At 55.3% G+C, this 12,795-nt stretch carries 9 protein-coding genes; 7 read left to right on the forward strand and 2 right to left on the reverse strand.

Going from position 1 to position 12,795, the window contains the following annotated elements; translation table 11 throughout:
• Nucleotides 1–152 (reverse strand): hypothetical protein (locus HQL65_03270; GenBank protein ID MBF0135232.1); only part of this gene is annotated, 152 nt, incomplete at its 3' end.
• A 42-nt stretch (nucleotides 153–194) separates the two neighbouring features.
• A complete protein-coding gene (locus HQL65_03275; protein ID MBF0135233.1) occupies nucleotides 195–356 on the reverse strand; it encodes a hypothetical protein in 162 nt (53 codons plus the stop codon).
• A gap of 85 nt (nucleotides 357–441) precedes the next feature.
• Here HQL65_03275 and HQL65_03280 point away from each other — a divergent pair, with 85 nt between their 5' ends.
• The 7 genes from HQL65_03280 (at nucleotide 442) to HQL65_03310 (ending at nucleotide 12,781) form a co-directional block, all read left to right on the forward strand.
• Nucleotides 442–1,314: a divergent polysaccharide deacetylase family protein gene (locus HQL65_03280; GenBank protein MBF0135234.1), complete on the forward strand. Its 873-nt coding sequence runs from the start codon at nucleotides 442–444 to the stop codon at nucleotides 1,312–1,314.
• A 60-nt stretch (nucleotides 1,315–1,374) separates the two neighbouring features.
• A complete protein-coding gene (locus HQL65_03285) occupies nucleotides 1,375–2,721 on the forward strand; it encodes a GGDEF domain-containing protein (GenBank protein ID MBF0135235.1) in 1,347 nt (448 codons plus the stop codon).
• A 350-nt stretch (nucleotides 2,722–3,071) separates the two neighbouring features.
• Nucleotides 3,072–4,703, forward strand: coding sequence for a hypothetical protein (locus HQL65_03290; GenBank protein MBF0135236.1), 1,632 nt, complete (start codon nucleotides 3,072–3,074; stop codon nucleotides 4,701–4,703).
• A gap of 183 nt (nucleotides 4,704–4,886) precedes the next feature.
• A complete protein-coding gene (locus tag HQL65_03295; GenBank protein MBF0135237.1) occupies nucleotides 4,887–6,338 on the forward strand; it encodes a GGDEF domain-containing protein in 1,452 nt (483 codons plus the stop codon).
• A gap of 101 nt (nucleotides 6,339–6,439) precedes the next feature.
• Nucleotides 6,440–8,788, forward strand: a complete 2,349-nt coding sequence (locus HQL65_03300; GenBank protein ID MBF0135238.1) for a hypothetical protein — start codon at nucleotides 6,440–6,442, stop codon at nucleotides 8,786–8,788.
• Nucleotides 8,785–11,580, forward strand: a complete 2,796-nt coding sequence (locus tag HQL65_03305) for a tetratricopeptide repeat protein (GenBank protein ID MBF0135239.1) — start codon at nucleotides 8,785–8,787, stop codon at nucleotides 11,578–11,580. The genes HQL65_03300 and HQL65_03305 overlap by 4 nt, the downstream gene beginning before the upstream one ends.
• A 64-nt stretch (nucleotides 11,581–11,644) precedes the next feature.
• Nucleotides 11,645–12,781 (forward strand): DUF4922 domain-containing protein, encoded by a 1,137-nt coding sequence (locus HQL65_03310; protein MBF0135240.1) that lies wholly within the window; start codon nucleotides 11,645–11,647, stop codon nucleotides 12,779–12,781.
• Nucleotides 12,782–12,795 lie beyond the last annotated feature (14 nt).

Below are 12,795 nucleotides of genomic sequence, written 5' to 3' on the forward strand. Positions count from 1 at the left end.
AGCCAGGGCGTCCCGTCGGGAGGATCCGCATCTTCGGTCAGCCAGAATGTTTCATTCGGCGCGGCACCGCCTGCATCACCCTCCGCAACAAACCAGAATGTTTCGTCCGGCATGGCATCGCCTGTATCGTCCCTGGCCACGTTGTTTGGCATGGGATCGTCCGTTACATCTCCAACAACAGCATCCGGCACGCCTCACGCCACAATTCCCGGCACGGAATTGACATCATCCCCGACGCTCACCCCTGGAACCACGCCAGTACCGAGCCAGAGCGTCGCCGAGCCGGCAACCGGCATGGCGGCCAAAAACATGCCCGCCTCAGGAGGCACAACACCAGCCCAAACGCCCACGGTCACTGCCCGAGTTCCTGTTATGCCCATACCCGTGCCGGAGGTGACAAACACAGCCCGGTCCACCCCGCCGACTGAGGGAACATCCCCGGTGCAAACCGCCATGCTGACACAAGGGGAGGAAAACAAGGCCATTTTGTACGAGGAACATTTTTCCGATGACACCGAAGAGGCTCAGCATCCTTCCGACACACCATTGCCGGCGTCGCGACCGGCTGTGTCGGGTTCGGGTTCCCGGGGTGGCTGGGCACGGGTTGCGGTGATTATCGACGATCTTGGCTACAACGGCCCGGTCTCCGAGGCCATTGCCCGTCTGCCAGCCGACCTGACCCTGGCGATTCTGCCGGGCGGGGGACATTCCCGTGCCGTGGCCCAACTGGGCAAGACAACCAACAAGGAAGTGATTTTGCACCAACCCATGGAACCCCGTGGCTATCCGCGTCTCAATCCAGGTCGTGGTGCCCTGTTGATGGGCATGGACCGGGACCGAGTTAGACGCATCCTGATCGCCAATCTGGATCAATTTCCGGAAGCGAAAGGGGTCAATAATCATATGGGATCTCAATTGACGACCGATGCGGCCAGCATGAGTAGGGTCATGGAGGTATTGGCGGAGCGTGGCCTGTTTTTTGTGGACAGTCGGACCGCTGGCAGGTCGGTTGGTGTACGCGAGGCGGTAGCCCACCAGGTTCCCCGGGTGCAACGGGACGTTTTTCTTGATAATGTTCCCAAGGTGAAAGCGGTCAGTCAACAACTGGCCCGGCTGGAAGCGGTCGCACATAAACAAGGTTCGGCAGTGGCCATTGGTCACCCCTATCCGGCAACCCTGGCCGCGTTGCGTGCCTGGCTGCCGGAGGCCAAAAATCGCAAGATCGAAGTCATTCGGGCTTCACAGCTTCTCGGACCGGAATCGGCACGGGCACGCTACCCCTCGCGCCTGCCCGTGGTAGCCCAGGCGCGCTGAAAGGCTGTCCAACAACAGGAAATTCCAGATCAAACGGGATAAAGAAGAGACGGCCTGGCCATGGATACAATGGAAACCTTCCTGGAAAAGGTCCTGAAAGGGTTGGAGAGAGATCCGCCGGCAACAGCCGAAGCCAAACGGCTGCTCAAGGACATGCTGGTTCGCCAACCCTGGACAGCCTCCATCAACGATGCCCGTGCCGTCGGTTCCCTGTTGTTGGATACCCTGGTGAAGCCGGTTTTGTCCCAGGATCGGGAACGGGAGGCGGATGTGGAACGGCTGAGTCGGCAAATCCGGACCGCCAATCCCCTGTCCCCAGCGACAGTGGCCGCCCCTGTAAACCAGATTGCCACCTGGATCAAGGAGTTGATGGTCAACCCGGGAAGCAGGGATGCGGGACCACCCGAGACTTTCCGGGAGCGCTTGTTGATCATTCTACGCCAGTTGGGCAACAAGGATTCCCGCCTGGCGGAGGCTGTCAACAAATTGGGTCCTCCCGGAACCGAAGTGTCCTGGAAGGATTTGCACACCCTGCTGAGTGGCATGATCATCCAGGAGGAAATGGGTCGCACGCTCTGGCAGCAGGAACGGGATGAACTGAAGAGTACCCTGCTCGATATTGTGTTCCAATTCAACGCCATGTTGCAAAACATGGGTCGCCCCGGGGAGAACACGGAACAGACGATCGCAACCTTGCGTACCCAGGAACGTTCGACCGATCTGGAGGAGTTGAAAAAACTCCTGCTGCATGAGGTTGAAGAGTTTCAACAGTATGCCCGCTCCCTCCAGGAACAGAGAGAGGAGAGTCGGGTCATGCTGGTGCGTGCCCGGGATCGTTTGCAGCAAATGGAAACAGCCCTGACAGCCAGCCAGGATGAGCAGCTTCTTGATCCGGTCTCGGGTCTGCCCAACCGGTTTTCTTTTTCAGCCCACCTGACGCGGAACCGGGAGCGAGCCTTGCATTTGCAGGAACCGTTTGCCCTGCTTTTGTGTCGTATGGAAAATCTGGGTACATTGCTGGAGGGAATGGCGGAAAAAGAAGGCCGACGTCTCATTCTTGCCCTGGTTAAACGTATACGGGGAAAAACCGGACCCGATCCATACCTGGCACGCCTGAGTGTGGAGGTGTTTGCCATCATTCTGCCCCGGGGCAATCTGGAACAAACCAGAAGCATGGCCAACCAATTGCAGGAATTGTTTGAAAATCTTCGTTTTCGCCTGGGCAACCAATCCCTGCTCGTGCGACCTGCGTTTGGTGGCGCGATCCATCATGCCACCTGGGACGAACGCACCATGCTGACACAGGCTGACGAGGCGTTATATGCTGCCCAGGCCATGAAAAATCCAGGTGCCCGTATCCAGATTGCCGAATATCGGCCTCCCGCCGAGCCCGAGGCATCGGTCTGAGAGGCTGTCCAAAAACAAGCTTAAATTCCCGGTGGTGTCCCAGGATGACCTGACCTATTGCCACGAAGCGCTTCATCTTATCCGATGACTCATTGATTTTGAAGCATTTTCAAGCCAAGCGCATGATGCTTCTTCGGGTGTGGAATTGTCGTGTAAATTCAAAGTGAATAGGTCATGGCATGGCACCACCAGAAATTGATGGTTTGTCTTTGATTTTTTTTTGCCCGAAGGGCATCATGTACTCAACCAGGGAGTGGGTGACGTTTCCGGCAAGACCGGTTAGGTCACCGTGAGACCCCACCGTTTTTTTTACCCACAGGCCATCATGTTTCGAAGGTAAGGAGTCGTTGATGGATAGCCAAACTGACAATGACAATGGTGTATTTCAATACATCAAGGAAACATTTACGAAGCAATGGGGAAAGCTGGGAATATTAGGTACAGTTTCCAGTTTCGTTTCGGATGTCCTTCAGCCAATCGCTCCTTTTTCTAAATATCTGTTTTTTATCAGTATCATCCTGATTGTCGCGCTTTTCATCGCCTACAAATTCGGTGGTGCCATCAGCAATCGGCACTGTTTTTCCGGAATCGTTTTTTCAATAATTGTCTGTGTTATTTCAGGCTCTTTGCTACTGTTCCAGAGCAGCGATAAGGCTGAGAGTAGTGGCGTTTTGGCCGGCGTCATACCGGGGATCGCCAAGATGCAGGAGAATTTAGGGGTTATCGAGAAAGATCTGGGAAATATCAAAAAGGATACAGCCGACATCAAGGTCTCGACCAATGAGATTGCCTCCAATACCCGGGAGATGGTCAAGGGTATTCAGTCCCTTGGCAAAAGCGGAGGCCTGATCGCAAATCCTTCCAAACCGGAAGAGTTCTACCACAACGCCCGGGTCTACGAGACGGACGGAGACTATCTGAATGCCAGAAAGAGTTATGCACGATTTTTCTCCTTCAATCTGATGTATCTTGATCCGCACTTGCGCTATCAAACCTTTCTTAAAGTCCAGGAAGGAAAAGCCGGGGCGCGGGAAATCTATTCCGACATGAGTAAAGGTTCTGATAACCTTGTTGTCAACTTTTCCAAGGCCATTCTCTTCTCGGGCGATGAAAAGAAAAAAATGCTGGAGTCGTTTACCAAGAAGCAGCCAGAGTTTGCTCCAGTCTATTATGAGTTGAGCCTTGAATATTCAGAGAACCGTCTTGGCAGTCAGGCATTGACTGACAAAAGGATGGAAAAAACGCTGCTGAATCGCTTTCTTGAGTTGAGCGAACAGGGGCACTTGTTGAAATATTTTCTTGACCATGATTTGGCGGCAACGTGGATCGAAGATGCCAAAACCAGGCTCTCAGCACTCAAAGCCATTGGTGACGACGTGTTGGAGAATCCGGTCACTTTCAGTGCTATACTCTCAACTATCGGGTGGAGTCTTGACTTGAGCATTGGCGAGCCCGTGCGGAAGATTCTCTATAGGGTCGATGAGACTGAACCTTTCAAGGATACAGGGGTATTGGACTATATCGATCCAAGAATCGGAGCCAAGATGCCAAATTATCAGATAACGCTGCCGAAGTCGTTCAAAAAAGGGTCTGTTTCCATCAAGTATCATGATATCAATGATCAGCCCAAGGGGCCCTTCAAGCTGGATTTCGATGCAGATGTGCAAATTGTCGCCAGTCAGAAAAGAATCATCGAAATGACTAAAAATAACTGGGTCAACTTCCAGAAAGACCACATCAACAACCTTTCTGTCACCATCAATTTTGTCTCCTATCGCTGCGCGATCTCCGAAGTTCGCTATAGTCTGAACTCTACGGACCTGGATCGAAAGTGGGAGCTTGCACCCTGCGATATGGATAACCCGTTGAATGGAAGCAGTGATAACAGGATCATTTTGACCGAAAAGGTCTCTTCCCTTTCCCTCCAGATCACCTATAAGGACAATACCAAATCCGGGGTAGAAACTTTCATGAATCAGTGAGAGCCTGTAAAAAATGGTTGTCCCTTCTGATTGATTCATCTGGCCCGATTCCGGGAATGGTTGCGGTGTCCATCCTCAAAACCTCATCCGGCTCACGATGCCCAAAGAATGCAATACTTGAAGAGGAGAGCATCACAGTTTAGACAGCCTCTGACACATAATGGTCTCTGGAGGTGACAGGGCATGGAACCCTCTTTTCCGGCAACACGGCTCGAACGGTTACGGGATTTGCTGCACGAATCCCGTCCAGACCTGCAAGCGGCCCGCATGCTTGTGGAACAGGTCCTGGCCGGCGAAGGGGGCGCTCTGGGACTCGTTGAGGCCAAGAAGGTTGCCGAACGGCTCCTGCAATTGCTGGTCGCCCCGCTGTTGGCCAACCGGCCTGACAAACTGGTCTATCTGGAACAGACCATTCGTCTGATCCGCCAGGCCACCACCCTGCAATCCCCCGACATGTCGAGCCGGCTGGCCCAGCTCCACGCCTGGCTGATCACCCCGGACCCGCCGGGCCAAGCCCCGTTGAACCATCACGATGAAGTCGATACCGAAGCCGATGACTCCCCGGAGGTGGGGAAAGAGACACCAGGTCCGCCAACCTCTTTGCGGCAACATTTGCTGAATGCCCTGCGCCTGCTGGGCGAAGACGAACCCTGGATCCTGGAAACGGCTGGCAGTCTGGAAATCCTGACACAAAAAAGTCCGGATTCGGCATGGCCGGAAATCGATGAATTTTTGATCAAGATTGTCCAGCATGGCCATCTGACCCGCTCTCTCTGGCGCCGGGAACGGGAATTGCTCAAAGGAACCATGGTCGATGTGGCCAGTGGTTTCATGTCCACGCTCCAGGAAATTGGCCGCGTGGATCATCGGCTGCTGGAATTGGCCCAACGTTTACAGAGCAGTGATCACCCGGAAAACATTCATGCCCTGCGCACGGCATTTCTGGAGGATGTAAACCTGTTCCAGAGCCATGCCCGGGAGCTGAAAGAGAAACTGGCAAATAATCAACAACAGATTGCCAGCAGCCAGGAAAAATTGCGGGAATTGGACAAGGAACTGGCCACAGTCCGGGATCGGCATCTCATGGATCCGGCCACCGGCATGCCCAACCGGTTTGCCTTTTCCGGACATTTTCGGCGCAGCCTGGAACAGGCCGCCAACCTTGAAGAAACTTTTACCCTCACCCTGTTTCTGGTGGATGATTTTGCTGCCATCAGCAAGCGCCTGGGACCCAAACGGGAAATTCGCCTGGTCAAGGCGCTCGGCAAACGGGTCAACCAACAGTTGCGAACCAGGGATTTTCTGGCCCGCCTGGAAGTGGACCGGTTTGTCATTCTGTTCCCGGAAACCGACCTGGCCACAACCCAGGCACTTATCCACAAGATTATCAATATTCTGGATTTTACCATCTTCATGGTTGGGGGAAACCGGATCATGCTGCGGGGTTGGTTTGGCGTGGTAAGCTTTCGCCCCGGGATGACGGAAAATGACATGCTCTATCTGGCCGGGCGTCGCGCCCTGGCCGCCAGTGAAATGGGCGGACCAGGCAGCCGCATCTCTTCCAGCGATGCCTCTGTTGGTGCTGGACCGAAACATGAATTTCCGGATCAGCATGAGGAAAAGACCGTGTCCTGATCCTTGCCGGATGAGCCAAAATTTGACGACCAGACCCCATCTGGGGTAGCATGACGCAATTCAATCGGCCAGTAAGCTGCATGGCGTGGCTCCCCAGGATCATGACAAAAGCCTCTCTTTCCAACAATTCCCTGTTTGCAGCCTGTGGAAAACTGGTATTCCAGATCATGGCCGCATCCGGGTCGGCAGGAGTCGTTCCGGAAGCGGTTCCCCGGTTCCGGACCCGCCAGGAAATCTGGCAGACGGGAACCACTTCCGCACCCTGGACCCGGTGTCTGCTTGAAACCCTCGATAAATGGTCTTTCGCCGGCAGATTTCCCCTGTTGCTGCTGCTGTTTCTTGTTTCCTCCTGCACCACGGCCTGGAGCATCAACGCCCTGCTCCAACACCCTGGTATGGCCCATCTGTTCGGTCCATTTGTGGTCGGCGGCCTGGGAGAGACGCTGCGCCATGTGACGGCGGGGATCTGTGGCCTGCTCCTCTCCAGCCTGATCGTGCATGGCAACCTCCTTCTCCAGCGGGGTGTCGCCACAACCGGTCAGGTGTGGCAAGGCATCGTCGTTGCCTGGCGACGTCATCCTCGCCGGCTCTCCCTGATTGCCGTATTGACCCTGTTTTCCATCCATGCCAATGTCGTCGGCATCCGTTCCCGCATGATCTGGCAACCGGTCCTGACCCAACACATTGGCACCATGCAGGAAATTGTGACCGAGGTGCTGGATACGACACGCCAGGCCCCGGCGCAGCCTCTCTCCCTGTACGACATGCAGGCTGCCCTGGAACGTGACCTGGCCTCGCTACGGACCGGATTCGAACAAGCCATTCAAACGGATCCCGACGCGACAGGCCATCCTCTGGAGACCACCCGCAACCTGAACCGGGAGATTCGCCATTGGGGCCGGCATTTTGTGGTCTATGGCGGATTTGAAAAAGAGATCCATGATGTCTCCCTGTTGCGACCCCACCCCCTGGCCGCAACCGTGGACCGCCTGCTCGCAGAATCCGGCCTGAATCTTGCGCGTTCCTTTCCGGGTCGCGTGGCGGAAATGGTGCAACGCCAGGCCAGACATCGCCAGCAAAGTGCCCTGCAACTGCAACAGGAGAAGGACAAGCTCCGGCAACTTCTGGTGCCAACCGGACGCACCCAACCGGATGCACGGCGATTCTTCGGACTGGAACCCGGGCAGGTTGGCGAGATTGCCCGGCGCATTCTCCAGATCCTGGATGCCAACCAGCCATTTCAGGAGCAGCAGATCCGGGATCTGCAAACCATGATCGATGCACACACCACTCTTTTGCAACGCATCGAACAGACCACGGGTGGGGATCATGCCTTCCCTCGCCTGGAAAGAAAGGGGACTTTCTCCACGCTTCCGGCACAAGAACGCCTGCGCCGGATCCTGGAACATCAGGATTCACTGCACACTTTTTACGGCCAGGCCTCCTATTGGCGCGGCCAACAAAGCCTGTTCCCTGGAGAACTCATTTTGTTGGGTATTTTTTTCCTGGCCGTGTTGATTGACCTCGCCGACCCGTTATTGTTCGGTTTTGGCACGGCACGAGTGGCCAACAACAACAAAAACGGTGAAACAGCACGCATGGCCAACCTCCTGCAATGGGAGGAGGCGTTCATCTACTACTGGCACCAGGTCCTGATCCATCCCGAAAATCTGGGATTGCCCGGGAATCTGGCCCGTATATCCCGGAATCGCTTGCGACAGGTTTTCCATCATTTTCAGGAAAGTCTTGATTTTCGGAGCAAGGATCCCCTCCATCATACCCCATGGGAAGCCTTGCGTTGTCAGGTGCAGGGCCTGATTTCTGCCCCGCAAAGTCTGGAGACCCTCCGCAACCACGCCCGGTTGCAAACCGTGCGTCATTTTGTGGGTCAATGGGAAACATGCTTTTTGCTCCTGATGGCGCGTCTGCTGGCAGAATCACCTGTTGCCCATGGTTTGCAAGATGATGAAAAAAATCAATTTATTTCAGATGCAGACCTGGATGACGGTGGCCTGTCAACAGCGTTGTCCTTCCTGGCTGCGGATCCACCCCCAGTCACTTCCCCGGACCCCTCCCCGACTTCCTCCCCGGTCCCTGCTCCGACTTCGCCGGAACAACAACGGCATGCAGCCCAGCAGCTCATTTTGGGCGACATGCATGCCCGTTTTGGGGAATTGCGTCAGATGATCTTGAAAAGAAACAAAACCCTTTGGGAAACAATCTCTGCACCATCGCAACCAACAGGTGCTTCCCCGGGACGGATTGCCGACCAGTCCGTTCTGGAAGCGGCCACGGCCCGGGCCGCCGCCATCCTGGATGAGGTGGACGCCATCGAAAAGGCGGCTGAACCACCGGATGACGCCACCCTGGAACGGTTGCGCATTTTGCAAGAGGAATCGCGAAAAATTGTATTGCAGATCAATCGCCTGCTGCCGGGAGTCTACCATTGAAAAATCCGGATGCCTTGGGTAGGTCACGAGTCAACCTGTTTTCCCTGTCATTATCAATCCGAGGTCAGGTTACCGGATGGCGAAGATGGTTGCCGGGGGATGTGGTCAGTTGCATGGGGGGATTCTTGTTGCTGGGCATGTGCGCGGTGGCAGCCGCTGAAGACAAGACGGCTTTCCAGACAGTCGCCAATCAGGATCAGCAGACCCAGGCCGTACAGGATGGCTGGAACACCCTTCGCCAAAGCACGCGCACATTCGGACCCAACCATCCGCAGACCGTTGCGGCACTGATTGCCCTGGCCGACGCCCATTCGGCAGCAGGGAGCCATGCCCAGGCCGAACCGTTGCTGGATCGCGCCCTGCTCATCCTGGAGGAGGATCCACAACACAATCTTCCCCAGATTTTGCTCCTTCAGGAAAAGCACCTGTTGAATCATTACCATCGGGGCCATTATTCCCAGGTGTTGACGCAAGGCGAAAAATTTGTCGCCCTGGCCACGTCTGCCCTTGGTCCGGTGCATCCTTTGCTGGATCGGGTGCATTTTTTGCTGGCCCATGCCCATATGGGCCGGGCGCAGCAATTGGGCGCACAGCGTCAGCAATTGCCGGCAGCGGATACCCATTTGGAACAGGCCATGGCCTTGTTCAACCGGGAGTCACAACCCTTCATGGCTGGCCGGGTCAAGGTATACCGTATTCAGGCAGGTTTGCGTTTGTGGAACAATCAGCTTGCCGAAGCCGAAACCCTGTTGCAAAGCGCTCTGACCCTGCTGGAAAAAGAGTCCCCGGTTCGTCCACAGGCGCTGGTGGAGGTGTTGCACGACATGGGGCGACTGTTGGGGGGTGCGGGGCAGTTTGCCCGGGCGATTCCCTTCCTTCAGCGCGCCCGGACCGTGTTGACCGAGGCCGGCTCTCCTCCACAACCTCCCTGGGGTGAGATCACGTTGCATCTGGCCCTGTGTCAGATGGAGGAACGGCAGTTTTCGGTGGCCGAACCCCTGCTTCAAGAGGCCATTGCCTGGAGTGGCCAACAGGAAAAAATCAATCCCCTGTCTGTGCCTGACATGTTGAATTATTTGGGACTTCTCTACCAGATGCAGGACAAGGCCGCCCTGGCAAAAACCCAGTTTGATCGGGCCATGACCATGGCTGAACACCATTTCCGGGGCAACCCATCGGAATTGTCTCTCTGGCGAGTCCAGCGGGACTATCTGGTCCCGGGGACATCCCGCAACGCCTCCCGACAACTCATGCAAAAAGGTCTCGTCAGCGCACTGCGTCATCCGGATGCACGCCCCGACTCCCTGGAGTTGTCCCAGGTTGGGGCGGTGGTTTTGCCTTTGCAGATACACACACCTTCTTCTTCGATTCAGATGGCGGAGGTACGGAAGGATTTACCAGCGACGATTACACCAGTAACAGAGTCAGAGAAAGTGGCACCGACGCTGATCCCGACTGCCGGGCTGCCAATTCCTCCCATCACAGCGGCAAAGAAAACCTTGTCGCTTGTGGCGGAAACGGCTGAAAAAACCTTGTCGCTTGTGGCTGTAACGGCTGAAAAAACGTCGCTATCGGCGGCTGTCCCGGAAAAAACGGAACCGACTCAAGCGGAACCGATGCCTGTTCCTTCAGTTTCCCAGGAGACGGTGCGTGAAAAATTATCGTCCGTGACTGCGGTGGTTGAAAAGACGCCGCCTGCCGAGATTCAGGAGACTGTAAAGACAGCGTCTGCTGAAACCAGGACTGTTGAAAAAACGCCACCGGATGCTGAAGCCAAGGTCGCCGAAAAAACACCACCTGCCACCGATACCCAGGTCGCTGAAAAAACGCCACCTGCCACTGATACCAAAGTCACCGAAAAATCACCGCCGGCTGCCGATGCCAAGGTCGCCGAAAAAACGCCACCTGCCACCGATACCCAGGTCGCCGAGAAAACGCCACCGGCTGCCGAAGCCAGGGTTGCCGAAAAAACGCCACCTGCCGTGGAAATCAAGGTTGCTGAAAAAACGCCGGCTGCCGAAACCAAGGTCGCTGAAAAAGCGCCACCTGCCACCGATACCAAGGTCGCTGAAATAACGTCACCGACTGCCGAAACCAAGGTCGCTGAAATAACGCCACCTGCCACCGATACCAAGGTCGCTGAAATAACGCCACCTGCCACCGATACCAAGGTCGCTGAAATAACGCCACCTGCCACCGATACCAAGGTCGCTGAAAAAACGCCACCTGCCACCGATACCAAGGTCGCTGAAATAACGTCACCGACTGCCGAAACCAAGGTCGCTGAAATAACGCCACCTGCCACCGATACCAAGGTCGCTGAAAAAACGCCGCCTGCCACCGATACCAAGGTCGCTGAAAAAACGCCACCTGCCACCGATACCAAGGTCGCTGAAAAAACGCCGGCTGCCGATGCCAAGGTCGCTGAGAAAACACCGCCGGCTGCCGAAACCAAGATCTCCGAAAAATCGCCGCCCACTGTATCCACGGTGACAGAAGAGACTGTATCGATAAAAGCATCTCCGCCACATTCTGAAAAACAGGCCCATACCAGGAAGAGCTTTTTTGTCACGGCGGGGTGCTTTATCGAGAACGAATATATCGAAGATATCGAAAAACGACTTGCTGCCCTCCATGTTGTCACATTTCGCAAGAAGGTGACGGTGGAAAAAGGCACTCTGACTTGCGTCTATGGCGGCCCGTTTGCCGCTGAGACCCAGGCGGAGGCGGCGTTGCGCCTGACCAGGGACCGTGCCGGTGTCAAGGATGCGGTCATTCGCACCATGCGCTGAGCGGTTGCTGGTGACATATTTGTTTTTTTTCTGACAACAGTTTCACCCGGTGAGGAAACCCATCATGCATGATGTGTATGGAATGACCCCATTCAATCGCTCCCGTTTTGATGGTCTGTGGCTGGCTCTCAAAAAGCGACTTGATGAAATTCGCGAACGGGGTGGTCTGACATCCGTTGTGGAAGCCTTGAAAAGTCAGCAGTTTGATCGGGGGTTCATCCAGGATGATCTGCTGGATGTCATCAAATATCGCATCATGCGTGAGGCCGACTCTGCCCACTTCCTGGTGCAATACAATCTCAAGCGCAGTCAGCGGCAAGGCGGAGCCGGACGCAAAAAACCCCCGCCCGGCATCTCCTCCTGCAATGGGGGATGTTTCTTGTGCCTGGACAACATTTACTGGCAGCAGCGGGGCATCGAGATTGGCTACGACATCTTCCCAGACAGTCCTGGAAGTGCAAAAAAACGCCATTACATCATGTGGATGAATCCGTTTCCCCTGATGCCGAACCACGTCACGGTGGCCACGGCGGAACATATTCCCCAATCCTGGTTGAAGATTGCGGAAAACGACCAGGATGTGCAATCCAGCATGGAGAGAGTCGTCCAGGATTTTCTCTATCTGGTCAACAATCTGCCGGGTTATGTCGGGTTTTATAATGGGGATGGGGCCGGCGCTTCAATTCCGCACCACTTTCATTTCCAGTTTTTCAAGCGTCCCGAAGGACAGGGATTGTTTCCGCTTGAAATTGCCGCCGCCATGACTGCCGGGAATACGTCCGCCAAAGGCTCCGGCAAGCCGCATCTGGTGCCCAATTATCCCATTACGGCCATCCATTTCCATGGTACCAGCGCCGATATCGTTGCCCAGGTGGTCAAGGTCACCTCCCTTTGGGAACAGCTTTATGTGGACAAACACTCCCTCTCCGCCAACCTGATCGGCACCCCGGATCCGGATCATCCAGGTCTGTATCACCTGTATTTCATCCCCCGCAACAAAACCTTTTCCCGTGGACCGGGCATGGTCGGCATCATTGCCGGTCTGGAACTTCTGGGCGAAATTGTCTTTGCCACCGAAGATGAAAAACGTTACCTGGATCAGGGACGGGTCGATTATCACTATGTCGAACGGATTATCGCCTCTGTGGAAGCACCACGCGCCAGGGAACTATGGCAAAAGGTGGAACAAGCTTTCAAATGACCTGATCCTGGCTG

This window comes from Magnetococcales bacterium, from assembly GCA_015228935.1.
In the GTDB taxonomy this organism is placed as follows: domain Bacteria; phylum Pseudomonadota; class Magnetococcia; order Magnetococcales; family DC0425bin3; genus HA3dbin3.